Origin of the sequence: Arthrobacter sp. SW1, assembly GCF_001766675.1 — a bacterium.
Lineage (GTDB): Bacteria > Actinomycetota > Actinomycetes > Actinomycetales > Micrococcaceae > Arthrobacter.
Map to the genome: position 1 here is coordinate 331170 of NZ_MJLT01000012.1, position 26863 is coordinate 358032.

Sequence of the window (26863 nt, forward strand, 5' to 3'; positions counted from 1 at the left end):
TGTGGAAAGTCTCCGCAAAGATGACGGATTGTCCACATAGCCGGAAATCCCGAAGGTGGCTGTCAGGGGCGGCTGGAATACTGAAACCATGTCCCAGGAGCCATACACCGCAGAAATCACCCGCACCCGGCAGGAAGCCCTGCAGGTCCTCCGTGAGCTTGTCGGCAACCCCGCCGCGGACTTCCACGACGGGCAGTATGAGGCCATCGAGGCCCTCGTCGACGCCGGACGCCGCGCCCTGGTTGTCCAGCGCACCGGCTGGGGGAAATCGGCTGTGTACTTTGTTTCCTCGCTGCTGCTGCGGCGCCGCGGAGCCGGCCCCACGCTGATCGTCTCGCCGCTGCTGGCGCTCATGCGGGACCAGGTTGCGGCGGCTGCCCGTGCCGGCGTCCGCGCCGTGGCCATCAACTCCGCCAACCAGATGGAATGGGATTCCGTCCAGGCCCAGCTTGCGGCCGATGAGGTGGATGTGCTGCTGGTATCCCCCGAGCGCTTGACCAACCCCTCCTTCCGGGAGAACCAGCTGCCGGAACTGATCCGGCGCACCGGCCTGCTGGTGATCGATGAAGCGCACTGCATCTCTGACTGGGGCCATGACTTCCGGCCGGATTACCGGCGCATCGCGGACTTGATCGGCAGGCTACCCGGCACCGTTCCTGTACTGGCCACCACCGCCACGGCCAACTCCCGGGTGGTCCACGACATCGAAGAGCAGCTCGGTGCGGGCGTGCTCACCATCCGCGGTCCGCTGGGCCGCGAATCCCTGAGGCTTGGCGTCCTGAACCTCGAGAACTCCCGGGACAGGCTCGGCTGGCTGCTGACGCACCTGTCCGATATGCCAGGCAGCGGCATCATCTATGCCCTTACGGTTTCGGCGGCCGAAGACACCGCACGGCTCCTGGCCGACGCCGGCCACAACGTCCTTGCCTACACCGGAAGGACCGATCCGGCGGACCGGGAACGCGCCGAACAGCAGCTCAAGGACAACCAAGTCAAGGCCCTCGTGGCCACCTCGGCCCTCGGCATGGGCTTCGACAAACCGGACCTTGGCTTCGTCATCCACCTCGGTGCTCCGTCGTCTCCCGTGGCCTATTACCAGCAGGTGGGCCGTGCCGGACGTGGTGCGGCCAACGCCGATGTCCTGCTCCTGCCCGGCCGGGAAGACCGGGATATCTGGCAGTACTTCGCCACGGCTTCCATGCCGTCCGAGGAGAAGGCCAACGCTGTGCTGCAGACCCTCGGCGAGGCCGGAACTGCGTTGTCCACGGTCGCCCTCGAGGCCCGGGTGGATCTGCGCCGCACGCCTTTGGAGCTGCTGATGAAGGTCCTGGCCGTCGACGGCGCCGTGGACCGCGTCGGCGGTGGCTGGCGTGCCACCGGACAACCCTGGATCTACGATGCCGAACGGTATGCGCGGATCGCCGAAGCCCGGGTGGATGAGCAGGATTCAATGATCATCTACCAGGACACCGCCGGTTGCCGCATGGAGTACATCACGGCCGTCCTCGATGACGATTCGGCCCGTCCGTGCGGCCGTTGCGACAACTGTGCCGGCCGGTGGTTCCCGTCGGACATCGCCGCGGAGGCATCCGACGCCGCCGGCCGGACCCTGAACCGGGTTGGCGTCGCGGTGGAACCCCGCCTGCGGTGGCCGAGCGGCATGGACCGGCTCGGGGTGCCCGTCAAGGGCCGGATCAAAGCCGAGGAAGCCATGGCAGAGGGCCGTGCATTGGCCCGCCTGAGCGACCTTGGCTGGGGCGGTCCGCTGCGGGAACTGTTCGCGGCTGGTGCACCCGATCGCGAGGTGGACCCGGCCATGCTCCAGGCGTGCGTGCAGGTCCTGAAGGACTGGGCCGGCGGAAGCGCCGGCCCCGGCGCGTGGAGCGGCCAGCTGCGCCCGGCCGCCGTCGTCAGCCTTCCGTCCCGGGGCAAGCCGCTGCTGGTGGATTCCCTCGCCCGCGGGATCGCCGGCATCGGGCGCATGCCGTACCTCGGTCCGCTGCAGCTCCAGCACGGCGGGCCCACGGGTGGCCGCGGAGGCAACAGTGCCTACCGCCTGGCGGGAGTGTGGGAACGGATCGTCACGGGGCCGCAGCTGGAAGAAGCCCTCGCACCTCTCGCCGGCCAAAGCATCCTCCTGGTCGACGACCTCCTGGATAGCCGTTGGAGCCTCACGGTCGCCGCCCGGGCACTCCGGCAGGCGGGTGCCGGTGCCGTATTGCCCTTGGTCCTGGCCCAGGCGGGCTGACCGGCGTTCGGCCGGGCCCGGTCCGGCGTTGGGCCGGGCCCGGTCCGGCGTTGGGCCGGGCCCGTTCGGCCGATCCCGATACGGCCGGGCCAGGCCGGCTGGCAACTCCGGAAAACGCAAAAGGCCCCGGTCCCTTCGAAAAGGGCCGGGGCCAAACGCGGAGACGGGGGGATTTGAACCCCCGGTCGAGTTTAACCCCGACCCTTCATTAGCAGTGAAGTCCATTCGGCCGCTCTGGCACGTCTCCAGTCGCTATTGCTAGCCCACCAAGGATACGCAGAACACGGCGTGCAGCGCAAAACGGGCCGGGCGGGGAAGGGAGCCACTGACTCGTGGCTTCCTTCCCCGCCCGGAACCGGCTGGAGCAGTGCTTACTTGACGGGCAGCTGCGGGTCCACGCCGTACGTTTCGGCAAGCTTGGTCAGCACGCCGTGGGCACCCTGGAGGCTGACGGAGGAAGCGAAGACGCGGTCGTCGGCCTGCAGTACCTGTCCCTTGAGGGTCTTCCACAGCGGGTTGGACATGAACTGCTTCATCTGGGCACGGGACTTGTCTCCCTCTTCGGTGTCCTGGCCGAAGGCGGAGGTGATGATCAGGCCTGCTTCGGCCTGGGTGATCTTCTCCTGGCTGAGCTCGACCAGGATCTTTTCCGTGGAGTCCGGCTGGCCCTTGGGGCGCGGGATGCCGGCGTCCCTCATGATTTCGCCCAGGAAGGACTTGCTGGAGTAGAGGCGTGCGGTGTCTTCGCCAGCGAAGCGCACGTAGGAGTACGTCAGTTCAGGCTTCTTGGCCAGGATCGCGGCGCCAACCTTCTTGGCACGCTCCTGGTAGTCGGCGATCAGCTTTTCGGCTTCTTCCTTCTTGCCCAGGGCGTCGCCGAGCATCACGATGTTCTGCTTCCAGGTGGGGCCGGTGGACTGGGAGAACAGAGTCGGAGCGATCTTGGAGAGCTGGCCGTAGAGGGCCTCGTGGCGGACCTTGGCGGAGACGATCAGGTCCGGCTTGGCGTCGAGGATCTTGTCCAGGCTCGGCTCGGCAAGGGCGCCCACGTTGCTGGCTTCCTTGGTCAGCGCCGAAACATCGCCAAGGTAGGCGGGGAAGCTCTCGTCGCCGTCGCGGTAGGTGGTGTAAGCCACCACCTGTGCACCGAGGGCAAGGGCGGCGTCGGTGTAGCTGGCGTCGAGGGTAGCTACACGGAGCGGTTTCTTCTCGATGGTGGTGCTGCCCATCGCGTGATCGATGGTCTTCGGGTAGCCTGCGTCGGCCGCGGCGGAAGACGGGGCGGCGCCGGTGGAACCACCGCAGGCGGTCAGGGCCAGCAGGGCCGTGGCAGCCGCGGCGCCGAGGGCTGCGCGGGAGATGCGGGAGAGGCTCATGGAGGTGTGCTTTCGGTAGTTGGGGAACGGAGATTGTGGTGCTGCTTGTTACTTCGCGGGCAGGTGCGGGTCCACCCCGAAGTGCTCAGCCAGCTTGGTCAGTACGCCGTGGGCGCCCTGGATGCTGACGGAGGTGGCGATGACGCGGTCGTCCATTTCGAGGACCTCGCCCTTGAGGGTCTTCCAGAGCGGGTTGGACATGAACTTCTGCTTCAAGGCGATGGCCTTGTCGCCGCCGGAAGCCGTGGCAGAGGTGAGGATCAGGCCGGCGTCGGCGTCCATGATCTTCTCCTGCGAAAGCTCGGTAAAGATGGTTTCGGTGGAGTCCGGGGCGCCGGCCGGGCGCGCGATGCCTGCGTCCTTCATGATTTCGCCGAAGAAGGACTTCGTGCCGTAGAGGCGCGCGGTGTCCTCCCCGGAGAACCGCACGTAGGAGTACGTCAGTCCGGGCTTCTTGGCCAGGATGGCGGCGCCGACCTTCTTGGCGCGTTCCTGGTAGTCGGCGATCAGCTTCTCGGCCAGCGGCTTCTTGTCCAGGGCTTCGCCGAGCATCACGATGTTCTGCTTCCAGGTGGGGCCGGTGCTCTCGGAGAAGATCGTGGGGGCGATCTTGGAGAGTTGGCCGTAAAGGGCCTCGTGGCGGACCTTGGCGGACACAATAAGGTCCGGCTTGGCGTCGAGGATCTTGTCCAGGCTCGGTTCGGCGAGCGACCCGACGTCGACCGCGTCCTTGGTCTGGCCGCTGACATCGCCCAGATAGGCGGGGAAGCTCTTGTCGCCCTTGCGGTAGATGGTGTAACCGGCGATTTCGGCGCCGAGGGCCAGGGCTGCGTCCGTATAACTGGTGTCGAGCGTGGCCACGCGGAGCGGCTTCTTCTCGATCGTGGTGCTACCCATCGCATGCTCGATGGTCTTCGGGTACGCGGCGTCCGAGGCGGAGGGCGCCGTCGCGGCTCCGGTGGAACCGCCGCAGGCGGTGAGGGCCAGGAGGGCGGACACGGCAGCTGCGCCGAGGGCCGCGCGGGTGGAACGGGTGCGGGTCATTGTGTACTTTCGCTTGTCGCCGGGGAGTGCCTGGGGCGGCGGTGCTGTCATGAACGGGTAGTAAGGCAAGGCTTGCCTTAAGCGTCTTGCTAGACTGTAGCGGCGCGGAATAATTACGTGCAATTTTTCTTGCGTATTTTTCGAAAGGGTTACCGGTGGCCACTGTTGCGCATCCTCGCGTGCCCCTTCGGGAGGATCGACGACGGCGCATGCCCGCCCGCGGTTTGCTGCTCGCTGTGGCGCTGCTCGCCGCCGCCCTTCTCGCCAGTGTTCTGATCGGCGGCCTGGAATCCAGCCTTGCGGATGTATGGCACGCGGTGATGACGCCGAACGGCTCCGTGGCTGACGTCGCCATCCGCGAACTGCGCTGGCCGCGCACGGTCAACGGGCTCGTCGTGGGCGCATGCCTGGGCATCGCCGGGTGCCTGACCCAGGCCCACACCAGGAATCCCATTGCAGACCCGGGCCTCCTGGGAATCTATTCGGGCGCTGCGCTTGCCGTGGTCGGCGGTTCGCTGGTCGGCGGTGCCGCATTCCAGGCCGCACCGCTCCAGGCTGTGCTCGCTTTTGCCGGTGCCTTGATTGCGTGCGCGCTTGTGTTTGCCATCGGTTCGGCCAGCCGCCACGGCGTCACCACCGTCACCCTGGTCCTGGCGGGTGCGGCCGTGACCGCCCTGGCCGGGGGCCTCGTCTCCATGATCGTCCTCAGCAACGATTCGGCCCTGGACACCCTCCGCTTCTGGCAGCTCGGTTCCATCGCCGTCCGCGGCGGAATGGTGCCGGCCATGCTGCCGTTCCTGCTCGCAGGCCTCTTGCTCGCCGTGATCAACGTCCCTTCCCTTAATGCCCTCGCCTTAGGCGAGGAGACCGCCGCGTCCTTGGGTGTCGACCTTCGCCGTTCCCGCACCGTGGGAATCGCCGCGATCGCCGTGCTGGCTGCCGTCGCCGTCACCCTGGCGGGGCCGATCGCCTTCGCCGGATTGCTGGTCCCGCACCTGGCCAGGTGGCTGGTCGGCCTGGATTACCGCTGGCAGTTGCCTGGCAGCGCAGTGCTCGGCTCAGCCGTCCTGCTCCTCGCGGACACCGCGGGCCGCGTGGTGGCCCGGCCCGGTGAGCTGCCGGTGGGCGTCCTGCTGGCCGTCATGGGTGCTCCGTTCTTCATCTACCTGGCCCGCCGAAGGAGGCTGGTGTCCCTATGAGCTCCACGCTTCTCCGTAACGCCAAGGTGGTGCGGCTCGCCGGGGCCTCCGTCATCGTCCGTCCCCGGGCGCTGTGGGTGGGTGGCGGCGCCTTGCTGCTCCTGCTCCTTTCGGCGCTGGCCCATTTGATGTTCGCCGGCCGGCAGCTCGGGTTGGACGAGGTCCTGATGGGACTCGCCGACCCGCCCGGCACCCCGCCCCGGCTCATCCTGCAAGTCCAGGACTTCCGCCTTCCGCGCACGGTTGCGGGAGCTTTGGCCGGTGCCTGTCTGGCGGTCTCCGGCGGACTGACCCAGAACGTCGCCCGCAATCCGCTGGCTACCCCGGAAATCCTGGGTGTGACAGCGGGTGCGTCCCTCGGCGCAGTGTCGGTCTTGGTTTTGGCCGGCGGCGGTGCGGGTGGTTTGAGCGGTGCCGCCGCTGCGATCGGCTTGCCGTTGGCGGCCGGAACCGGGGCACTCCTGTTCGGGGGCGGTGTCTTCCTGTTGGCGATCCGCCGCGGGCAGGACGTCCTGGACAGCAACCGCATGGTGCTGGTGGGCCTCGGCGCCACCGCCCTGGCAACCAGCCTCGTGACGTGGATACTGACGCTGGGTGATGTCACCAACGCCGCGGCGGCCCTGACCTGGATGACAGGCTCCCTGAACGGGCGGGACTGGGCCGCCGTCGGTCCGATCATCCTGGTGGCGCTGCCACTGCTGTTGGCGGGCGCGGCCGCCGGCCGCTGGCTGCTCCTGGGTGCTTTCGACGACAACACCGCCCGCGGCCTGGGCGTCCCGCTGCGGCGAAGCCGCCCCCTGCTTTTGCTGCTGGCCGTGTTGCTGGCTGCGGCGGGTACTGTCATGGCCGGTCCCGTGGCGTTCGTGGCGATGGTGTGCCCGCTGGCGGCGCGCTGGCTGTGCGGGACAGTGGTCCCGCCCATGGCGGCGACGGCGTTGCTTGGCGCGGCGTTCGTGGTTCTTTCCGACCTCGTGGCCGGTTTCCTGTTGCCCAACGCGCTGCCGGTGGGAGTTTTGACAACCGTTCTTGGTGCGCCGGTATTGATCGCACTTGTGTTCCGCGCCCAGAGGAGGACCTCGTGAACCACCCCGTCTTGCCCGAGGAAGGTGTCCTGTCCGCAGAAGGCCTGAGCCTTGGTTTCGAGGACCGGGTTGTAGTCCGTGAACTGGATCTGACCCTCGAGCGCGGAAGCGTCACCACTATCATCGGCCCCAACGGCTGCGGCAAGTCCACCCTGCTCAAGGGCCTGTCCCGGCTCCTGAAGCCGGGAGGCGGCCGCGTCCTCCTGGACGGGAAGGATCTCCGTTCCTTTTCCCAGAAGGCCATCGCCCAGCGCATTGCCGTGCTTCCACAGACGCCCATTGCCCCCGCGGGCCTGACCGTGTCCGAACTGGTCACCCGCGGGCGGCATCCCCGCCAGAAGTGGTACCAGCAGTTTTCCGCCGGTGACGAAGCAGCGGTTGCCGCCGCCCTTGAGGCCACCGACGTTTCGGACATTGCGCACACGGCCCTCGAGGACCTTTCCGGCGGCCAGCGGCAGCGGGCCTGGATCTCCATGGCACTGGCGCAGGAGAGCGACATCCTCCTGCTGGACGAACCCACCACGTACCTGGACCTGGCGCACCAAGTGGAGGTCCTGGAACTGGTGCGCCGGCTGAACCGCGAACTCGGCCGGACCGTGGTGATGGTCCTGCACGATATTTCCTTGGCCGCCCGGTACTCGGACCGCATCGTCGCCATGAAAGACGGCGTCATCGAAGCACAGGGCAGCCCGTCCGAGGTGGTCACCGAGGAACTGCTCTGGTCCATTTTCGGTCTGCGCGCCCACGTGGTCCAGGAGCCGTCCGAGGGCCGGCCGCACGTCATCCCGCTGGGAAATGACGCCGCGGCAACGACGGCGCCCGGACTGCCTCCCGTTGAATCCGGACTTCCCGTCGAACCTGGGATCGCCGGCAAAGCGGCCCTTCCCGAGTCGTCAGGGTTGACGGCCTGACCCTGACGGCCTGAGCCGCTAGGCGGTCAGCGCGCGCCAGAGGAACTGCTGGCTGCGCGCCTGCAGAGCCGCGGCCTGCCGGTTGTCCGAGGCACCCGCGTGCCCGCCTTCCAGGGTTTCGTGGAACCAGACGTTGCGGATGCCCATGGCCTGCATCCGCGCGGCCATTTTGCGTGCCTGTACGGGGCCCACCCGGTCATCCGAGGTGGACGTCCAGATGAAGGTTTCCGGGTAATCGACGCCGTCGCGCAGCAGGTGGTACGGCGAGAAGGTCCGGATGAACTCCCACTGCTCCGGAACATCGGGGTCGCCGTATTCGGCGATCCATGAGTAGCCGGCGGACAGCTTGGTGTAACGGCGCATGTCCAGCAACGGCACACCGCAGGACACCGCGGCAAACAGTTCCGGGTACTGCGTAAGCATGTTGCCCACCAGCAGCCCGCCGTTGGAACCGCCCACGCAGCCCAGCCGCTCACGGCTGGTGACTCCGCGCGCCACCAGGTCCCGGGCCACCGCGGCGAAGTCTTCGTAGGCGCGGTGCCGCTTTTCCTGGAGGGCGGCGCGGTGCCAGGCCGGACCGTACTCGCCGCCGCCGCGGATGTTCGCCACCACGTACACGCCGCCGCGTGCACCGTCAGCAGTCATGCCGTCCGCAGGGGCTTCGGAGGACGCCGGAGCGGTGCGCCGCTCCAGCCAGGCCCGGCCGATCGCTCCGCTGTACGCCGGCGTACGCGACACCTCGAATCCGCCGTAGCCGGACAGCTGGGTGGGGTTGCCGCCGTCGAGCACCAGGTCCTTGGACGCGATCTGGAAGTACGGCACCCGGGTGCCGTCCGCGGACACCGCGAAGTGCTGCTGCACTTCGTAGGCGGAGTCGTTGAAGAACGACGGCGAGGTCTTGACGACGGCGTGCGTGCTCGCGACGGCGGCCCGCGCCCCGGCAGCGGCTTCGCCCGCCGTGAGCGTGCCCCGCATCAAGGTGGTGGGTGTGGTGAAGCCGGTGGCCACGAGCCAGAAATCGTTGGCGGCGCCTTCGCTCTCGTCTTCGTCGTCCACGGCATAGGCGTTGACGTCATGCAGCGGAGGGCAGGCATCCAGCTGCGTCATGGCCCAGCCGCCCGATCCGCCGCTGGCGTCTTCCGCGGCATGCCTGCCTGCAGCGCCCTTGCGGGACGGATCGAGCACCAGGATCTTCGAGGAGACGTCGCTGAGCAGGTTCAGGATGAGGAAGTCCCGGGTCCAGCTCCAGGACTGCAGGGAGGTGCGCTCGTCGGGAGTGAACAGCACCGTGAATTCCCGGGCTCCGCCGAGGTACCCTTCGAGCTCGGCGGCCAGCAGGCATCCGGCCGGGAACACGGCGTCGGCGGCTGCTCCGCCATCCACGGAGGCACCGGGAACGGCCCAGTCCTGGCGGGGCCGGAACAGCAGCCACTGGCGGTGGGTGCTGATGTTGACGTCGGTGGGGACCTCGATTTCGAGCCAGCCGCCGTCGCGCTGCAGGTAGGTGCGCTGGTTGAAGAAGTCGATCCAGTCCACGGCGAAGGTGCGCTCGAAACCGGGCGTGGAATCGTGCGCCACCAGGGCCATCATGTGGTCTTCGGGGATCTCGAAGATGCGCTCGGCCTGGTCCAGGCTCTGGCCGCGGGACAGCTTCACGCCGGTGCGGGCGTAGGAGGACGTGGTCTTCGGCAGCTCTCCCGCGGTGCTTGCGACCAGGAGGGTGTCGGCGTCGAGCCAGCCCACGTTGCCCTTGGCCACCGGAAGGTCGAAGCCGCCGTCCGCGGGATCCACGAAGCGGCGCTGTTCGACGTCGAACTCGCGGTAGCGGTTGGCGTCGCCGCCGTCGGGGGAGAGGGAGACCATGGCCAGGCGGTACGGTTCGCCCTCGGCCGGGCGCAGGAACGTAGCCCCGTGGAAAACCCACTCTTCGCCTTCCTCGGCGGCCAGTGCGTCGACGTCCAGCAGCACGTCCCATTCGGGTGCCTCGCTGAGGTAGCTCTCCCAGGTGGTGCGGCGCCACAGGCCCTTGGGGTTCTGCTTGTCGCGCCAGAAGTTGTAGTAGTGCCCGCCGCGCTTGGTGACCATGGCGATCCGGTCCGTGGAGTCCAGCACCTCGAGGATCCCGGCTTCCAAGGCCGCGAAATCCGCGTCATCCAGCAGTTCTTCCGTACGGGCGTTCTGTTCCCGGACCCACGCCAGCTGCTCCTCGCCGTGGATGTCCTCAAGCCAGATGTTCTCGTCAACGGGTTCCGGAGCGATGCCCCCGGCAGCTGTGGTGGTCATTGCCCCATCGTAGGCGGGCCCTCCGACAAGGAAGCAAGTCCCGGTGAAAGTAAGCTTGGGCGGTGGGCAATTCGCAAAGGACCAAGGTTGTAGTGATCGGCGCAGGGCCCCGCGGCACCAGCGTCCTGGAGCGGCTGCTCGCCAATTGGGCGGCCTCGGCGCCGTCCGGCCGCACCCTGCAGATCGACGTCGTTGACCCTTTCCCGGCCGGACCGGGCAGGGTCTGGCAGCCCGGCCAGTCGCGGCTGTACCTGATGAACACGCAGTCCTTTTACCCCACGCTGATCCCCGAAGACCCCGCCCTTGCCGCCCCGCTGGCCGGCGGCAGCTTTGACCGCTGGAGGGAAAAGCGCCGCGGCGACGGCCACGGCCTCGGCCCCGAGGAACAGGCCGAACTCGCGGAGCTGTGCTCCGGCGACTTCCCCAGCCGCGCCATCTACGGGCGGTACCTCAGCGAAACGCTCGCGGAACTGTTGGACCGCACGCCGGACGGCGTCGAACCCGTCTTCCACCGCAACACCGCCGCATCGGTGCGGAAGAACGCGGACGGAACGTTCGACGTCGAACTCGACTCCGGGGAGCACCTCACCGCCGACGCCGTGGTCCTGGCCCTCGGGCACCTTGAGTCGCAGCTGAACGCAGAGCAGCGTTCCTTTGCCGAAGCCGCCGTCGGCCTGGACCTGCTGTACCTGCCGCCCGCCGCGCCGGCCGACGTCGACTGGTCCCTGGTGCCGGACGGCGAGCCGGTGCTGGTCCGCGGCATGGGCCTGAACTTCTTCGACGTCATGGTGCAGTTGAGCGTGGGCCGCGGCGGGCGCTTCGAGGCTGCGGAGGACGGCCCGGGCACCCTGCGCTACGTCCCCTCCGGCCGGGAGCCCAAGATCATCGCGGCGTCCCGGCGCGGCACCCCGTACCGGGCGAAGGCGGGACTGGACGGCTACTACCCGAAGTCCATCCGGCTCCGCTACCTGAGCGAGGAAGCGCTGGAGCGTTTCACCGCAGCGGGGATCCGCCCCGGCTTCGACCACGACCTCTGGCCCCTGCTCCACCGCGACACCCTGGGGGCCTACTACTCCACGCTCGCCAAGGCCCAGCCCGCGGCCGTCAGCGATGCGGAGGAATTCCTCGAAGCACTCGAGGACGCCCTGCAGCCGCACGCCCACGCCGCCGGCAGCTGGGAGAAACGCGTAGCGGAACTGGTGGACAAGCACGTGGCGGCCCCGCGCCGCCTCGATCTGCCGGGCCTCGCCGCACCCCTGGCCGGACGTTCCTTTGCCGATCGCCGGGAGCTGGCTGCCGCCGTCGTGGAATACCTCGACGACGACGCCCGCCGCTCCGCCCTCGGCGAGGCGGACCCCATGAAAATGGCGATCGGTGCCCTGCACACCGGCCGTGCCGTGCTGAAAAGCGTAGTGGCCGACGGCGGCATCACCGATGAATCCTGGCTCGCCGAACTGCGCGGCTGGTTCGAGTCCTTCGTCGAGGGGCTGGCCAGCGGCCCGCCCGCTCTCCGCATCGAGCAGCTCGCCGCCCTGGCGCGCGCCGGCGTCGTCAGCTTCACCGGTCCCGACCCGCGCTTCAGCGTGGACCGCGCACGGAAGGTCTTCTCGGCGTCGTCCCCCTGGGTGGGCGGCGCACCCGCCACGGCGAAGACGCTCATCGAGGCACTGGCCCCCGCCAACCGGGTGGGCACCACCGCGTCGCCGCTCATGCGGCAGCTGCTGGCCGACGGCCTGGTGCGCCCCAAGGTGATGATGGGCGGCGAGGGCAGCCCGGTCCAGGCCACCGGGCTGGACGTCGAGCCGCATCCGTACCGCGCCGTGGGTGCCAATGGCTCGGTGACCGGCCGCCTTTACGTGCTGGGGCTGCAGTTGTCCGCCAACCAGTGGGGCACGGCCATCGCCGCGGAGGCCGTTCCGGCGGACGGCCCGGCATACCGCAGCGGGCAACGGACCCTGCGGGACGCCGACGAAATCGCCCGGGACATCCTGTCGCTCTAAACGGCGCCGCGGCTTAAACGGGACATGCCCTCCCTTCGTTCTGAAGGGAGGGCATGTCCTGTCTTGTTAAGGGGCTGTCAGCCCTTCAGGCACTTCTGGTATTCGATCCAGGCAATCGCGTACCGGATCCAGCCGATGAAGTCGTACCACTTGGTGGGCGGAACCGGGGCGGTGCACTTCGGCGGCAGCGGTGCGGCCACCTTGACGGCGGTCTTCACCACGGTCCCGGATTCGACGGCGGTCAGCACCAGGGTGCCCGTGCCCGCGGCAGCGGACGCCGGAACCTGGAGGTTCACCGTGGCGGCACCGCCGCTCACCGGAACCGAACCGAGCTGCGTTGCCACGCCCTTCGCGTCCGTGAACACCGCGGTGAGCGACGTGTTCACCGGGCTGCCGAGCGAGGTGAGGTCCAGCTTGGAGACGGCCAGCGCCATGGTGTCCCCGCCCTTGACTTCGTCGGCGGTGGTGTTGACCACGGCCACCGAGCGGCGGGCGAAGTCCGGCGAGACCGGCTTGTGGTTCTGCAGGTACTTGATCCAGGCATCCCGGTCCACGAGTCCGCTGTCCCGGGTGTCGGCGCCTTCCTTGAAGATGCGGAAGTTGTCGCCGCCGCCGGCCAGGAAGCTGAAGGTGCCGACCCGGTAGGACTTCGCGGGGTCGATCAGTTCGCCGCCCACCCGGATGGAGGTGACGCGGTCACCCGCCGGCCGTGCAGCATCGTAGCTGTAGTTGACGTTCTTGGACAGGCCCAGCTGCAGGTACGGGCGGCTGGGAACCGTGCCGTCCGGGTTGGTCTGCCACTGCTGCTCCAGGAGCGTCTTGAACTGGGCACCGGTCAGGGAGGTGGTCCAGAGGTTGTTCACGAACGGCAGCACCGCGTTGGCCTCTGCGTAGGTGATGGTTCCGTCCGGTGCGTAGTACAGCTCGTTGCGCAGGCCGCCCGGGTTCACGACGCCGATCTCTGCTCCGCCCAGCTCCGGCGCCTTGAGCGTGTCCACAAGGGAGTCCGCCACGAGGTTGCCCAGGGTGGATTCGCTCGAACGGTCGTCGCGCTTGGGTGCGCCGCCCGCGGGATCCGGCGTGAACGCCGTCGTGATATCCGCGGTGACCGTGCCCACCGGCTGGTTCCCGACGACGGCGGCCTCGGCAAGTGCCTTCTCCACGATCGTCTTCACCTGGGCCACCCGCGGGTACGTTGCGGACAGATCGGTGGTGATGCGCTTGACGTTGGACGCCGTGAACGCGGTGACGGCCTTGCTGGCGGCGTCAACGGTCAGGGTGATGCGGCCGATGTTCTCGCCGTAGTTGCCGGTCTGCACGATGGGACGGGTCTTGCCGGTGGGCTGGCCGTCGGCGCCGTACACAGGGGCTTCCCAGGCGTATTCCTTGTGGGTGTGGCCGGTGAAGATGGCGGCCACGTCCGGACTGGTTTCCTTGACCAGCTTGGCGAAGGGGCCGCCGGCGGCGACTTCCTGCTCCAAGGTGGCGCCTTCGGGCGTTCCGGCACCGGCGCCGTCGTGGTTTTCCACGACGATCACGTCGGCGAGCTTCTCCGCCTTGATCTTCGCGGCAACGCGGTTGATCGCGTCCACGGGATCGCCGAACTCAAGGTCCGCCACGCCGGCAGGGGACACCAGGGTGGGCACTTCCTGGGTCACGGTGCCGATCACGGCCACCTTGATCCCGTCCATGTCCAGCACGGTGTACTCCGGCAGGACCGGGGTGGTGGTGCCCTTCTGGTACACGTTGGCACCGAGCATCGGGAACTTCGCGTTGCTGCCGCCCGCGATGACGCGGTCCCGCAGGTCCGGCCAGCCGCCGTCGAACTCGTGGTTGCCCACGGCGGAGGCCTTCAGTTCGAGCGCGTTCAGCACGTCGATGGTGGGCTGGTCCTTCGCAACGGCGGAGGCGAACAGGGAGGCACCGATGTTGTCGCCGGCCGAAATGAAGGCGGTGGGGCCGGTGGCCTCGGCACGGAGCTTTTCGATGGTGCTCGCGAACAGGGCCGTGTTGGAGTCGATGCGGCCGTGGAAGTCGTTGATTCCCAGGAACTGCAGGTCAACGCTCACCGGCGTCTCCGCCACGGGCAGGTTCAGGCCCACCAGTACGGGATCGTGGTCGCTGGCGCGGAATTCGTCCGCCACGTAGTAGTTGCCCACATTGCTGTTATAGCGGCTGTACTCCAGTGCCACCGACTCCACGGAGTTGATGTTCCAGATATCGGTTCCGGTCACGGTGGCCTTGGCTGCCGGGGAGGCCAGGACGTGGTCCAGGGAACCCACCATGCCGCCGAAGAGGTACGAGTGCTTCCCGGTGCCGGACTCGAGGTCGGTGTATCCCGCGTCGCTGAGGACCTTGATGGGATCCTCCTGCGAGTACGCGTTGAAATCACCGATCAGGAACACCTTGTCCGTGCCCTTGGCGGCCTGCAAATCGTTGGCGAAGGCCAGCAGGGACTGGGCCTGCTTGGTGCGGGCGAGGTTGGAGGCGCCCTGGCCCTTGTCGGTGTCGTCCGGAGTGGCGGCGGAGCCCTTGGACTTGAAGTGGTTCACGATCGCGATGAACTTCTTGTCGTCCGCGGCGCCTACCGGCTTGAACACTTGGGCCAGCGGCTTGCGGGCGCTGGCGAAGGCCACCGTGTCATTGTGGATGATCGACTCACCGATCGGTTCGGCAACCGCCTTCTTGTAGATGAATGCGGTGCGGATCATGTCCTCGTCGCTGAGCGGCGGGGCGTTGGCGGGGGAGCGCACGTAGTCCCACACACCCGGGGTCTTGACGTTGAGGGCCTCCACCAGCTTGGCCAGTGCATCGTCCCGGTCCTTGCCGAACTGTGCGGAGTTCTCGATTTCCTCGAGGGACACGACGTCGGCACCGGCCTTGGTGATGGCGGCGACGATCTTGGCCTGCTGGCGCTCGAAGTTCTCCGCATTCGCGGCACCGCGGGCGTTGCAGCCGTCCTTGACCGTGATGGGGTTGCCGTCCCGGTCAGTGTAGAAGTTGCAGCCGGTGAGCTGGTCGCCGGTGGTGGGGAAGTAGTTCAGCACGTTGAAGGACGCGATCTTCAGGTTCCCGCCCACCTCGGCCGGCCCGGCCGGACGGCTGGCGGCGAAGGAAGCCGGCTGCACGGCCTCAGCCGTTGCCGGCGTGAGGTGCGAAAGCGGCTGGAACTTCCAGGCGTTGTTGCCGTAGCCGAGGATCACGTTGGTGCGGAAGGTCGCGGCGGAACCCACCCGGACGGGATCCGTGGTGCTCAGGTAGGGCAGCGGCATGGCCTTGGTGGTGGCGTCCTTCAGGAAGTTGGTGGAGGCGCCGTCGTCGAGCTTGATGGCGCGGCGCGCGTTCTCCGCGGCGATCGCGGTGTTCTCCGCCGTGCCGTAGGCGGCCAAGGCGTTCGGCTGGACCAGCGGGGTGGTTCCTGCTGCCAGGCCGATCTCGCCGTACTGGTTCAGGGCGTAGTTGTCGGTCACCGTGTAGGAGCCCTGCGGGGCCAGGAGCATACCTTCGTAGCGCTCGCGGGTGGCGTCGTCGGCGGGCAGGGCGAAGTTGCTGGGCTTCACCTCGGGTGCGGCGTCGGCCAGGACCTTCAGCCCGGCAGCTTCCACCGTCAGCTGGGTCTGGTTGGCGAATTCGCTGACCGTTCCCGTGAGCTCCAGGTAGTCGCCGCTGTGCACGGAGGCCGCCGTCGCGGGCGAGTAGACGAACAGGCCGTCCGACGCCGTCCTGGCCGCCGGATCGCTGTCGCCGCCGCTGCCGGGGGTCTGGACGTAGTAGCCGTTGAAGCCGCCCGTCGCATAGACGGCGGTGACCTTGCCGCGGGTGGTGACAGTGGCGCCCACCAACGGGCTCGCCGCGCCGGTGCCCTGGATCTCGGCAATGGTCTTCGTGCCGGGCTCCACGGGAGGAGTGGTGCCGCCGGCCGAGCCGGTGGGCGTGATCGTGGTGCTAAGGGCAAGGTCGGCTGCGTTGTTGTTGCTGTCCGCGCCGTTGCTGCGGTTCAGGCTCTTGACGTCCGTGTTGCCTGCAGGGGCGGTGGCTGCGGCGGTTTCGAAGGTGTTCGAGGTGCCGTAGCCGAGCAGGTCCGCCACTGCGGCGTTGGCCGTGACGGAGCCGGTGGGCAGGCTGCCGAGTGCCGTGGCCTGCTTGGCGAGGACGATCGTTCCGGCGCTTCCGGACGGGTTGAAGCTGCCGGAGCCGTCAACGTTGGCGGCGGGCAGTTCCGGTGCCGTGGACGTGGCGCTGTTGCTGGCGCCCTTGACGAGGAAGTAGCCCTTGGCCGGGATGGTGCCGCTCAGTGCCGTCACGCCGGTAGGTGCCGAGGTACCCGCCCCGGAGCGGTACTGCAGGGACCAGCCGGAAAGGTCCACTGCGGCGTCGCTGCTGTTGTAGAGCTCGACGAACTTGTTCCGGAAGGCTGCCCCGGAGCTTCCGCCGCTGAGATAGGCCTCGTTGATGACGACGCCGGGGGCGGCCGGTGCTTCGTCCGCAGCAACTGCGGGTATGGCGGTCAGCGGCGCTGCCAGCAAGGTTGCTGACAACGCCGAGCCCACCAGGAATTTCCAGTGTTTGCTGTGCATCCGTTCTTACTTTCTTCTCGGAACCGGTCAGGTTCTGCGTGCACCGCGGGCCGCGTTGTAACCGGCGACGGCGATAAGGGACGACGGCGCGGGGGGCCGTGCGGGATGAGGCATGGGTGGAGCTTGGCGTGCGGACGGGCCGCGTCCGGAAGAGCCGGAGGACGGATCGTGCCGCGAAGGAACTTTACCGCGGGTAAAGAAGTGTCCGTGGTATTGGAGCAGGGCAAAGTGAACCGCGGGTTGCCGTGCGGTGGCGGTGCGGGGCTGTCCCTGTGGGCGCTACTTCTTCGCGCCCTTCAGGCTTCCCTTGACCTGTTCGCCCCCTGCCCCGCCCACCAGGCAGACGATTTCCTTGTCTCCGGTCTTCCAGCTCTCGCTGGTTGGGAAGAAATAGGTGATTTCAAGGTCAGAATCCTTGAACGCCTTGCCGATGAACGTGGCGAATTCCTTGTCGCAGAAGTCTTCGGCCTTCTGGGAAATCACCGCGTCTCCCGGGTACGACGAGCCCTCAAGGTTGGTGGCCGCGAACGCCTCGAAATCGTGGTCCTGGGGGCAGGGGATGATGGTGACGTCCTTGACCTCCGAACCGTCGGGTTCCTGGAGGCAGTCGCCCACCTTCACCTTGAAGGCGTCCGCTTTGGACGATTCCGTGGCTACTCCGGAGGCATCGCGCTTGGCGTCGCCGCTGTTGATCAGTGAGCAGGCTCCCAGGGTGAGGGGGAACATGCACAGGGTGGCGGCCAGTGCCGCGGTGGTTTTGCTGGTGCGTGCGATGGACATGGTGTCCCTCATTTTCAGTGGTGATGCAGGCCGCTCCCCCTGCGCCGGCGGTAGCGTAGCCCGGCAGGCAAGATGCCGTGCCGGGCCACGGGTAAATCAACTCTCGGGGGTGAGGTCCTGCACCAGCCGGAACACCGCGCCCGTGGGGTCGGTCAACACGGCAATCCGGCCGAACGGTGTGTCCTCCGCCGGGTTGACCACGCTCGCGCCGAGGGCCAGCGCCTGCTCGATGGCGGTGTCGGTGCTGTCCACCGCGAAGTAGACGGTCCAGTGCGAGGGCACCTGCTCGGGCAGGTATCCGGAAGCATCCATGATCCCGGCCTTGGCGTCGTCGCCGGCACCGAGGGTGGTGTAGCGGAACTCGGGAGTGTCGCTCATGGTGCTGGTCTCCCAGCCGAAGACCTTCTGGTAGAAGGCCACCGCGTTCCCGTAGTCCTTGGTGTGGAGTTCGTGCCATGCGGGCGCACCGCTTTCCGCGGCGAGCTGGTAGCCCTTGTGCTCACCGAACTGCCAGAGGCCGATCGCTGCTCCGGAGGGATCGCCGACCATGGCCATGCTGCCCTGCTCCGGGACCTCCATCGGCTCGAGGAACACCTGGCCGCCGTTGGCGGCCGCCGCCTCGGTGGTGGCCCTGATGTCGTCGGTGCGCAGGTAGGTGGACCAGACGTCCGGCATGGGACCCATGTCCTCCTGCTTCTTCATGATGCCGGCCACCATCTTGCCGTCTTTCCATGCGGTGATGTAGCCGCCGTACTTTTCTTCGTCGCCGGTTTCGTAGCTCCAGCCGAACAGGGTGGTGTAGAAGGTCTTGGCCTTCTCCGTATCCGAGGTCATCAGGTCGATCCAGCAGGGTGCGCCGGGCGTGATCTCAGGGGTGGGCATGTTGCTCCTCTGGTTGGTTCCGGGACGGATTGCCCCGGATTTTCGGGCATGTGGTGGAGACAGACAGCACCCTATGCCGGGGGTCGGACAGTTTCAATGATCCGCATCGGCGGCTGCTTGGGGACGCGGTAATCCTTGTTGCTGTCAGTGCCCCGGCGTAGCCTTCGGGCATGGTCCACCAGTCGCCGCTCAACGCCGCAAAGACGCCCCTTCCCCGGGAAATCCAAGCGCTGTCCCGCGTGGGCAAGGTACCCGTCCTGGCCTATCTGGAATGGCCACGCTTCGGGCAGTACGTCCCGGCCATGGTGGTGCGCACGGCGCCGGGGCGGGTGCTGGTCCAGTGGTGGCCGGACCCCTTCAAGCCGGGCGAACGCCACACCTGGCTGAAGGACACGGACGTGCGGCAGGACCTGCGCGTGGCCCGGGGCAGCCCCCAGGCGCCGGGAAAGGATTGAGCGCCGGGAAAGGCATGAGCACCTGGGAAAGGACTGAGCCCCGGCTTCACGCCACGGGGTTGGGAACCTCCACCAGCCGGGTGTTTCCGTCCACCAGGTCAACCGGGCGAAGCTTCCAGGAGGAGGCCACGCCGTAGGCGTCGGCCAGGACCGCGTCCAACAGCCCCGCGCCGTTCTTCTCCCCGGGGTCGATCCAGTCGTTGATCATGTCCGGAGCAAGCGGAACCGGGAGCCGGTCATGCAGGTAGTGCAGTCCGGCGTGGGCTTCTTCCGGCGGCGTCGGCATGGTGAGGATGCTGCAGGACAGCCGCCAGGCACGGGGATCCCGGTTGTCCGCGACGGACTCATCCCGCCAGAAGGCGAACAGGCCCGCGAAAGTGATGATGTCGCCGTCGGGCTCCACGATGTAACGCTGCTTGGGGTCCTTCCGGCCCGGCCCGGACTTCTTGTACTCGTAGTAGGCCGAGACGGGCACCACCGCGCGCCACTTCTGGAGCGATGCCTTGAAACTGGGCAGGGTGGCCGCGGTTTCGGAGCGGGCGTTCCAGCTGGGCAGGCGCGAATCGAAGGTTTCGGCGAAGCTGGGAATCAAGCCCCACCGCCCGACGGCGAGCTCCCGCCGGAGCGATCCGTCGTCGCCGTTCCGTCCGCGCAGGAAGGTGACGGGATCCGTAGGGTTGAACTGCAGCGCGGGGGAGGGGTAGACGGTGTCATCCCGCAGCAGGGCGTCAAGCTTCCGGGAAAGATCGTCGGCTTCAAAACCGACACTGAATCGTCCGCACATGCGGCCATTCTCACGCACCCGACGGCGGGGCGCCAGCCCGAAGAAGGAAGGGGCGCCAGCCCGGGGCAAGAGCGGCGGGAAACAGCAGAGGCCGGTCACCGCCCATCCGAAGTGGAGCTGTAACCGGCCTCTGGCCTGCGCAAATGCCTAAGCAAAGACTGCGCTACGCGGAAGGTAAGGGATTTGAACCCTTGGTACGGGGTTACCGCACACTGGTTTTCAAGACCAGCTCCTTAGGCCGCTCGGACAACCTTCCCTGCCTAGTAGTGTTTCATAGGGAGTTGGCTGCTTCAAAAACCCGCAGCGGGCTCCTGGCCGCCGCGGCCGCGCACCATCACGCAAGAAATCGGGAGCATCCATGAAAGCCGTCTACATTTCGGAACCGGGCGGACCGGAGGTCTTGGAGGTCCGCGAGGTTCCAGCGCCGGTTCCCGGCCCCGGCGAGGTGCTGATCGACGTCGTCGCGGTTGGTTTGAACCGTGCGGATGCTCAGCAGCGCAGGGGCTTCTACCCGCCTCCGCCGGGCGCGTCCGAGGTGCCGGGCCTGGAGGTATCCGGCCGCATCGCGGCGTTCGGCCCGGACGTCAGCAAGCCCTTCACCCTCGGCGACAAGGTGGTGGCGCTGCTCGCGGGCGGCGGCTACGCGCAGCAGGTTGCCGTCCCGGCCGAGCAGGTCCTCAAAGTGCCGGACGGCGTAGACCTGGTGACCGCTGCAGCGTTGCCTGAGGTGGCGGCCACCGTTTATTCGAACCTGGTGATGACGGCGCAGCTTCAGCCGGGCGAGACGGTCCTTGTCCACGGTGCCACCGGCGGCATCGGCACCATGGCGATCCAGCTGGCCAAGGCCTACGGAGCGGTGGTCGCCACCACCGCCGGCACTGCCGAAAAGATCGCCACCGCAAAGGCGTTCCTCGGCGCGGACATCGCCATCAACTACACCGAGGAAGACTTCGCGGAAAGCCTCAAGGCACAGAACGGCGGCAAGGGCGCGGACGTGATCCTCGACGTCGTCGGGGCCAAATACCTGAAGCAGAACATCGAAGCGCTCGCCGAGTACGGGCGACTGGTGGTGATCGGCCTGCAGGGCGGCGTCAAGGGCGAGCTCGACCTCGGGCAGTTGCTCAGCAAGCGGGCGGCGGTCATCGGCACCACGCTGCGGTCCCGGCCCGTCGCGGAAAAGGGCATGATCATGAATGCCGTCCGCGAGCACGTCTGGCCGATGTTCGCTGACGGGCGCATCAAGCCGCTCGTGGCCAAGTCCTTCCCGCTGGAGCAGGTGCGCGAGGCCCACGAATACTTTGATTCCGGCGAGCACGTGGGCAAGGTGCTCCTGCTGCTCTGAGGCGTTGTTGCGCGGTGGCCGACGCTGCGGAAAGAGGGGGACATGGCAATCCGGCACGGCATCCTGGCGCTGCTCCAGGAGAAATCCCGCTACGGCTATGAGCTGCGCGCCGAATTCGAGGCCCGCACCGGTGCCGTCTGGCCCCTGAACATCGGGCAGGTCTACTCCACCTTGGACCGCCTGGAGCGTGACGGCCTGGTCACCCGGGAAGGCGACGACGGCGAAGGCCACGTCATCTACAGCCTCACGCCAGCGGGCCATGACGAACTCGGGCAATGGCTTTCCACCGCCGTGGCCCGCGATGCCTCGCCGCGGAACGAGCTCGCCATCAAGCTGTCGCTCGCAGCCACCATGCCCGGCGCGGATTTGCCGGGGCTGATCCAGGAACAACGCGGGGCCACGCTTGGCAGGCTCCAGGAACTCACCCGGCAGCGCAAGGACTTCTCCGCGGGGCCGCACGTGGCCGATACCGCCCGTGCCATGGTCCTGGATTCGCTTGTCTTCCAGCTCGAAGCCGAGCTGCGTTGGCTGGACCTGTGCGAAGCGCGGCTCGTGCACACGGGGCAGATTGCCGCCGTCGGCTCCCGCACTTCAGCGCCCGACGCCGGCCCCGCGCCAGCGGGGTCACCGGCGCCTTCCGCTTGACTGCTTTTGTCACAGCGGCTTGCTACAGTGCCGCTAGGATCACGCCATTCTCAAGCCAGCCACTGTTCTCAAGGAGGAGCCATGGGTACGCAGCCGAACGCGAAACGTCCGGAGTCCGCGCCGTCAGACGTTCTTGAACCCGATCCGGAGCTTCCGCCGCCCGCCGTGGATGACGCGGTCCGCGAGGCCGAGGAGCGCCGCTGGACTCCCGGGAAGATTGCCCTCTGGGTGGTGATTTCCCTGCTCGGGGCGGTCGCGTGGTTCATGCTGGCGATCGTCCGCGGGGAGACCGTCAACGCCATGTGGTTCGTTTTCGCCGCGGTGTGCACCTACCTCATCGGCTACCGCTTCTACTCGAAGGTCATTGAGCGGTACCTCCTGAAACCGGACGACCGCCGCGCCACCCCGGCCGAGTACAAGGCGGACGGCAAGGACTATGTCCGCACCGACAGGAACGTGCTTTTCGGCCACCACTTCGCGGCCATCGCCGGTGCCGGCCCGTTGGTGGGCCCGATCATCGCGGCGCAGATGGGGTACCTGCCGGGCACCATCTGGATCATCATCGGCGTCGTGCTTGCCGGTGCGGTCCAGGACTACCTGGTCATGTTCTTCTCCATGCGCCGCGGCGGACGCTCCCTCGGGCAGATGGCACGCGAGGAACTCGGCGTCATCGGCGGCACGGCCGCGTTGATCGCCACCCTGCTCATCATGATCATCATCGTGGCCATCCTCGCCCTGGTGGTGGTCAATGCACTCGGTGAAAGCCCCTGGGGTGTCTTCTCCGTAGGCATGACCATCCCCATCGCCCTGTTCATGGGCGTGTACCTGCGCTTTATCCGGCCGGGCAAGGTCATGGAAGTGTCTATCATCGGCTTCGTGCTGCTCATGGCCGCGATCATCGGCGGCGGCGCGGTGGCCGGCACCGAATGGGGTGCCGCGTTCTTCCACCTGGACAAGACCACCATCGCCTGGGGAATCATTGTTTACGGCTTCATCGCCGCGATCCTGCCGGTCTGGCTGCTCCTGGCTCCCCGGGACTACCTGTCCACGTTCATGAAGATCGGCGTGATCGTCATGCTGGCCGTGGCCATCATCGTGGTCCGCCCGGAAATCACCGTGCCGGCATTCAGCGAGTTCGCGGGCAGGGACAACGGCCCGGTGTTCTCCGGCGCACTGTTCCCGTTCCTGTTTGTCACCATCGCCTGCGGTGCCTTGTCCGGCTTCCACGCCCTGATTTCCTCCGGCACCACGCCCAAGCTTGTGGAGAAGGAACGGCAGACCAGGTTCATCGGTTACGGCGGCATGCTGATGGAATCCTTCGTGGCCATCATGGCCCTGGTGGCGGCAATCTCCATCGACCGCGGTATCTACTTCGCCATGAATTCGCCGGCCTCCCTCACAGGCGGCACGGTGGAGGCGGCGGTCCAGTGGGTCAACAGCCTGGGCCTGAGCGGAGTCAACCTCACTCCCGCGGAACTCTCGCAAACCGCGCAGAACGTCGGTGAGTCCAGCATCATCTCCCGCACGGGCGGCGCCCCCACGCTCGCCGTCGGCCTCGCCCACATCATGCAGCAGTTCATCGGCGGCACCGCGATGATGGCCTTCTGGTACCACTTCGCCATCATGTTCGAAGCCCTGTTCATCCTCACCGCCGTTGACGCAGGCACCCGCGTGGCCCGCTTCATGCTGCAGGATTCCATCGGAAACTTCGTGCCGAAGTTCAAGGACACGTCATGGCGACCCGGCGCCTGGATCTGCACCGCGGTCATGGTGGCTGGCTGGGGCTACATCCTGATCCTCGGCGTGACTGATCCCCTGGGCGGCATCAACACCTTCTTCCCGCTCTTCGGCATCGCCAACCAGTTGCTGGCCGCCATCGCTTTGGCGGTATGCATGGCTATCGCGGCGAAGAAGGGCGCTTTCAAGTTCCTCTGGATCGTGGGCCTCCCGCTGGCCTTCGCCGCCGTCGTGACCATCACCGCGAGCTTCCACAAGATCTTCTCGCCGGTTCCCGCGGTGGGCTACTTCGCCAACAACGCCGCGTTCGCCAAGGCTTTGGCCGACGGAAAGACGTCCTTCGGAACAGCCAAGACGGAAGCCGCCATGGAGGCTGTGGTCAGGAACACCATGGTGCAGGGCGTCCTGTCGGTGGTCTTCGTGGTGTTGAGCATCATTGTGATTGCTGCTGCCGTCGTCGCCACGGTCAAGGCCTTCCGGAACGGCGGCGGCCATAACCACGAGGACGCGCCGCGGCCGTCCCGCGTCTTCGCGCCGGCAGGGCTGGTCCCGACGGCGGCAGAACGCGAACTTGCCGCAGCGTGGGCAAAGGTTCCCGCGGACAAGCGCCTCGACCGGCCGGTGCACCACTGATGGACGCGCTCAGGCAGGGCTTGCGGGGCGTCGCCGCGTACTTCCGTGGAGTCATGGGGGCCGACGCGTACCAGAAGTACCTGGAGCATCATGAGGCCTGCGGGCATGGCATGCCGCCCATGACGGAACGGCAGTTCTGGCGGGACCGGATGGACCGCCAGGACACCGAACCGCAGGGGAGGTGCTGTTGAGAGGCGGTACCCCGCTTGCCGGAACACTGCGCCAAAACCACCCGTGGACGGCTTGCGGAGACATGAGAGTATGAAGCCATGACCGAATCCGATGTGCCCGAGGACAAGAGCATCGACGATGTCCCCATGGAAGGAACCACGCTGGATGACAGCCCCGCTTCGAAGATTTCGGGGGATGGAAACCGCAAGGAACACGGTGAGGACGAGTCGTCCAAGAAGCCGAACCACCTCCAGGACCTCGTGGGTGAGCCCGCGAAGGTCATGCGGATCGGCACGATGGTCCGGCAGCTGCTCGAGGAAGTGAAGAGCGCGCCCTTGGACGACGCTGCCCGCGGCCGGCTCGCCGAGATCCACGAACGCTCCATCAAGGAGCTCGAGGACGGCCTGGCTCCTGAACTCATCGACGAACTCGAACGGATCAGCCTGCCGCTCCCTGAGGAAGCGCCGCCGTCGGACGCGGAACTCCGCATTGCCCAGGCGCAGCTGGTGGGCTGGCTGGAAGGCCTGTTCCACGGAATCCAGGCCGCAATCGCGGCGCAGCAGGCCGCCAGGGAGCATGCCGCAGCTCAGATGCAGCTGCGCCAGCTTCCGCCCGGAACCATGATCGCTCCCGGCGTCGTGATCGGGGCGAACGGCGAGCCGCAGCGTGCGCCGGCACATCGTGGCGAACCCGGGAAAGCGCAGCCGGGCAGCATGGAAGATCCGGACCACGGTCCGGGCCAGTACCTCTGAGCGTCATTTGGGATTCTTCGGGGAGCTCCGCCAGGGGCGCAGGGATGATGCCGAACTCGGCAAGGGCCTCTGGCGGCGCGCCCACGACCGCTTCCACCGTGGCCTGGACCGCTACCACCAAGTGCTTGAGGGCATGGAAGACGAGCAGTCCTACACGGAGCTCGTGGCCATAGCCAACGACCTTGCGGAGCTTTCCGCCCGCGTCCGCGCAGTGTGCATGGCCGCCCAACGCCTGGCGCCCAGCGACGGCCTGGACATCCCGGGGCAGCTGGCGGATGTCCACCGGGCGTTGTCCAAAGCGGGCAACTCGCTTGCGACGACGGCGGAGGCGGCCGCCATGCTCCGCCTCGCCGCAACCGCGGCGCCGGCGGGTGCGGCATCGGTCCGGCGCAGGGCGGAGGCAGTCCAGGAACACGTGGATGAAGCGGAGCGGCTGCTGCACCGCTGAGGCTTATCGAAGGGCCGTCCTTATTCCCGTGTGAAGGCAATTAAGCGGTGAGCTTAGCTGTGGTGAAATCAGTAGCTCCCTCGCAGTTTCCGCTGGCAGGATGTGGCCATGACTTCGTCTCCAGATCTGACTTTCAATGACGGCAACTCCATTCCCCAGCTCGGCTACGGGGTGTGGCAGGTTGAGGACGATGTAGCCGAAAAGGTTGTGCGCCAGGCCTTCGAAGCCGGGTACCGCCACATCGATACTGCCAAGATCTACGGCAATGAGGCAGGTGTCGGCCGTGCCATCGCGGCCTCCGGCCTGAAGCCCGAAGAAATCTTCATCACCACCAAGCTGTGGAACGCAGACCAGGGCTACGAATCCACGCTCGAAGCCTTCGAAGCGTCCATGGACCGCCTTGGCCTGGAGACCCTCGACCTGTACCTGATCCACTGGATGCAGCCCAAGCAGGACAAGTACGTGGACACCTGGAAAGCGCTCATCGAGCTGCAGAAGCGTGGCCGCGTCAAGAGCATTGGCGTCTCCAACTTCAGCAAGGAAGGCCTGCAGCGCCTGATCGACGAATCCGGCGTGGTCCCGGCGATCCACCAGATCGAGCTGCACCCCTTCTTCAACCAGGCGGAGCTGCGCGAATTCAACGCGGCCAACGGCATCCTCACCCAGGCGTGGTCCCCGCTGGGCCAGGGCGGCGAGCTGCTCTCGGACGAGACCATCGCAGGCATCGCCGCGAAGCACGGCGCCACGCCGGCGCAGGTGGTCATCGCCTGGCATCTGGCCATCGGCAACGTCGTGATCCCCAAGTCCGTCACCGCTGAGCGCATCGTGGAGAACTACGCAGCGCTGGATGTCACCTTGGACGAGGCCGATATCGCGGCCATCAACGGACTCGACCGCGGCGCCGACGGCCGCATCGGCCCGGATCCGGCGGTGTCCGACTTCGCCTAGGCCTCACAGGCTCCGCACAAGGGGTCCCGTGCTCGACAGAGCAAGGGGCCCCTTTGCCGTTCCGGGTCCGCCGGGGCGCAAGCGAATCCGCTTTCCGTGCCCTACAGGGCGTCGTAGCGTTCCCGGGCGGCGAATACCTCGGGCATGTAGTCCTCGGCCCAGAGCTTCAGCTGGCCCATTACCTTCAGCAGTGAGCTTCCCAGCTCGGTGAGGGAGTAGGTGACTGTCACCGGAACCGTGGCTTCGACGTCCCGGTGCACCAGCCCGTCGCGCTCCAGGTTGCGCAGCGTCTGGGTCAGCATTTTTTGGCTCACCCCTGCTACAACCCGCGCGATCTCCGAATACCGGGCCGGCCCATCGCCCAATTCGTTGAGCACGAGCACTACCCACTTGTTCGAAATGCGCTCCAGGAGCTGCCGGCTTGGGCAGGCTGCCAGATAGGCGTCGTAGTCATGCTTGCGGTCGGCCCGTTGCTGCGCTGCGTTCTTGGTCGCCACTCTTACCTCCACGGGGGATACGCACTTTCAGGTGCCTACTTACCAAAAGAGAGTAGCGGCGGAAGGATC

21 protein-coding genes and 2 tRNA genes are annotated in these 26863 nt (G+C 67.2%); 13 read left to right on the forward strand and 10 right to left on the reverse strand.

What is annotated here, in order from left to right; translation table 11 throughout:
• The first annotated feature begins 88 nt into the window (after positions 1-88).
• Positions 89-2248 carry a RecQ family ATP-dependent DNA helicase gene (locus BIU82_RS08935; protein WP_070349098.1) on the forward strand — a complete coding sequence of 720 codons (2160 nt, stop codon included), beginning with the start codon at positions 89-91 and terminating at the stop codon, positions 2246-2248.
• Positions 2249-2406: 158 nt separating this feature from the next.
• Here the strand turns inward: BIU82_RS08935 and BIU82_RS08940 are convergent.
• The 3 genes from BIU82_RS08940 to BIU82_RS08950 all read right to left on the reverse strand — a co-directional run bounded on the left by BIU82_RS08940 (position 2407) and on the right by BIU82_RS08950 (position 4719).
• Positions 2407-2495 (reverse strand) — tRNA-Ser (locus BIU82_RS08940).
• Positions 2496-2619: 124 nt separating this feature from the next.
• A complete protein-coding gene (locus tag BIU82_RS08945; RefSeq protein WP_070349099.1) occupies positions 2620-3624 on the reverse strand; it encodes an iron-siderophore ABC transporter substrate-binding protein in 1005 nt (334 codons plus the stop codon).
• A 48-nt stretch (positions 3625-3672) separates the two neighbouring features.
• Positions 3673-4719 (reverse strand): iron-siderophore ABC transporter substrate-binding protein, encoded by a 1047-nt coding sequence (locus tag BIU82_RS08950; protein WP_253182724.1) that lies wholly within the window; start codon positions 4717-4719, stop codon positions 3673-3675.
• A 158-nt stretch (positions 4720-4877) separates the two neighbouring features.
• On the opposite strand from BIU82_RS08950, the gene BIU82_RS08955 reads away from it, so the two are divergent.
• The 3 genes from BIU82_RS08955 to BIU82_RS08965 are packed head-to-tail and all read left to right on the forward strand — an operon-like array spanning position 4878 to position 7860.
• The gene (locus BIU82_RS08955) at positions 4878-5867 is read left to right on the forward strand and encodes an iron ABC transporter permease (RefSeq protein ID WP_070349101.1); all 990 of its coding nucleotides are present in this window, start codon (positions 4878-4880) and stop codon (positions 5865-5867) included.
• Complete coding sequence (locus tag BIU82_RS08960) at positions 5864-6949, forward strand: iron ABC transporter permease (RefSeq protein WP_070349102.1); 1086 nt, start codon at positions 5864-5866, stop codon at positions 6947-6949. Before BIU82_RS08955 ends, BIU82_RS08960 begins: the two co-directional genes overlap by 4 nt.
• Positions 6946-7860 carry an ABC transporter ATP-binding protein gene (locus tag BIU82_RS08965; protein ID WP_253182725.1) on the forward strand — a complete coding sequence of 305 codons (915 nt, stop codon included), beginning with the start codon at positions 6946-6948 and terminating at the stop codon, positions 7858-7860. The genes BIU82_RS08960 and BIU82_RS08965 overlap by 4 nt, the downstream gene beginning before the upstream one ends.
• A gap of 18 nt (positions 7861-7878) precedes the next feature.
• Here the strand turns inward: BIU82_RS08965 and BIU82_RS08970 are convergent, their stop codons facing one another.
• The gene (locus tag BIU82_RS08970) at positions 7879-10143 is read right to left on the reverse strand and encodes a prolyl oligopeptidase family serine peptidase (protein WP_070349103.1); all 2265 of its coding nucleotides are present in this window, start codon (positions 10141-10143) and stop codon (positions 7879-7881) included.
• 62 nt (positions 10144-10205) lie between these two features.
• On the opposite strand from BIU82_RS08970, the gene BIU82_RS08975 reads away from it, so the two are divergent.
• A complete protein-coding gene (locus BIU82_RS08975; protein WP_070349104.1) occupies positions 10206-12143 on the forward strand; it encodes an FAD/NAD(P)-binding protein in 1938 nt (645 codons plus the stop codon).
• 77 nt (positions 12144-12220) lie between these two features.
• On the opposite strand, the gene BIU82_RS08980 is transcribed toward BIU82_RS08975, so the two are convergent.
• The 3 genes from BIU82_RS08980 to BIU82_RS08990 form a co-directional block, all read right to left on the reverse strand.
• Complete coding sequence (locus BIU82_RS08980) at positions 12221-16720, reverse strand: ExeM/NucH family extracellular endonuclease (RefSeq protein WP_070349105.1); 4500 nt, start codon at positions 16718-16720, stop codon at positions 12221-12223.
• A gap of 279 nt (positions 16721-16999) precedes the next feature.
• Positions 17000-17500 carry a septum formation family protein gene (locus tag BIU82_RS08985; RefSeq protein ID WP_070349106.1) on the reverse strand — a complete coding sequence of 167 codons (501 nt, stop codon included), beginning with the start codon at positions 17498-17500 and terminating at the stop codon, positions 17000-17002.
• Between the two features lie 96 nt (positions 17501-17596).
• On the reverse strand, positions 17597-18382 hold the full coding sequence (locus tag BIU82_RS08990) for a VOC family protein (RefSeq protein ID WP_070349107.1): 786 nt from the start codon (positions 18380-18382) through the stop codon (positions 17597-17599).
• A 170-nt stretch (positions 18383-18552) separates the two neighbouring features.
• On the opposite strand from BIU82_RS08990, the gene BIU82_RS08995 reads away from it, so the two are divergent.
• On the forward strand, positions 18553-18837 hold the full coding sequence (locus BIU82_RS08995) for a hypothetical protein (protein WP_070349108.1): 285 nt from the start codon (positions 18553-18555) through the stop codon (positions 18835-18837).
• Positions 18838-18883: 46 nt separating this feature from the next.
• On the opposite strand, the gene BIU82_RS09000 is transcribed toward BIU82_RS08995, so the two are convergent.
• Together BIU82_RS09000 and BIU82_RS09005 are read right to left on the reverse strand one after the other, a co-directional pair.
• Positions 18884-19621: an SOS response-associated peptidase gene (locus tag BIU82_RS09000; protein WP_070349109.1), complete on the reverse strand. Its 738-nt coding sequence runs from the start codon at positions 19619-19621 to the stop codon at positions 18884-18886.
• Between the two features lie 168 nt (positions 19622-19789).
• Positions 19790-19877, reverse strand: a tRNA-Ser gene (locus tag BIU82_RS09005).
• Positions 19878-19979: 102 nt separating this feature from the next.
• On the opposite strand from BIU82_RS09005, the gene BIU82_RS09010 reads away from it, so the two are divergent.
• The 7 genes from BIU82_RS09010 (at position 19980) to BIU82_RS09040 (ending at position 26297) form a co-directional block, all read left to right on the forward strand.
• The gene (locus BIU82_RS09010; protein ID WP_070349110.1) at positions 19980-20963 is read left to right on the forward strand and encodes an NAD(P)H-quinone oxidoreductase; all 984 of its coding nucleotides are present in this window, start codon (positions 19980-19982) and stop codon (positions 20961-20963) included.
• A 42-nt stretch (positions 20964-21005) separates the two neighbouring features.
• Positions 21006-21608, forward strand: a complete 603-nt coding sequence (locus BIU82_RS09015) for a PadR family transcriptional regulator (protein ID WP_070349111.1) — start codon at positions 21006-21008, stop codon at positions 21606-21608.
• Between the two features lie 81 nt (positions 21609-21689).
• Positions 21690-23978 carry a carbon starvation CstA family protein gene (locus tag BIU82_RS09020; RefSeq protein ID WP_070349112.1) on the forward strand — a complete coding sequence of 763 codons (2289 nt, stop codon included), beginning with the start codon at positions 21690-21692 and terminating at the stop codon, positions 23976-23978.
• On the forward strand, positions 23978-24169 hold the full coding sequence (locus BIU82_RS09025) for a YbdD/YjiX family protein (protein ID WP_070349113.1): 192 nt from the start codon (positions 23978-23980) through the stop codon (positions 24167-24169). Before BIU82_RS09020 ends, BIU82_RS09025 begins: the two co-directional genes overlap by 1 nt.
• 78 nt (positions 24170-24247) lie before the next feature.
• Positions 24248-24901: a bacterial proteasome activator family protein gene (locus BIU82_RS09030; protein WP_070349114.1), complete on the forward strand. Its 654-nt coding sequence runs from the start codon at positions 24248-24250 to the stop codon at positions 24899-24901.
• Positions 24902-24908: 7 nt separating this feature from the next.
• Positions 24909-25349 (forward strand): hypothetical protein, encoded by a 441-nt coding sequence (locus tag BIU82_RS09035; RefSeq protein WP_070349115.1) that lies wholly within the window; start codon positions 24909-24911, stop codon positions 25347-25349.
• Between the two features lie 108 nt (positions 25350-25457).
• Positions 25458-26297 carry an aldo/keto reductase gene (locus tag BIU82_RS09040; RefSeq protein WP_070349116.1) on the forward strand — a complete coding sequence of 280 codons (840 nt, stop codon included), beginning with the start codon at positions 25458-25460 and terminating at the stop codon, positions 26295-26297.
• Between the two features lie 101 nt (positions 26298-26398).
• On the opposite strand, the gene BIU82_RS09045 is transcribed toward BIU82_RS09040, so the two are convergent.
• On the reverse strand, positions 26399-26794 hold the full coding sequence (locus BIU82_RS09045) for a helix-turn-helix domain-containing protein (protein WP_070349117.1): 396 nt from the start codon (positions 26792-26794) through the stop codon (positions 26399-26401).
• Between the last annotated feature and the right edge of the window lie 69 nt (positions 26795-26863).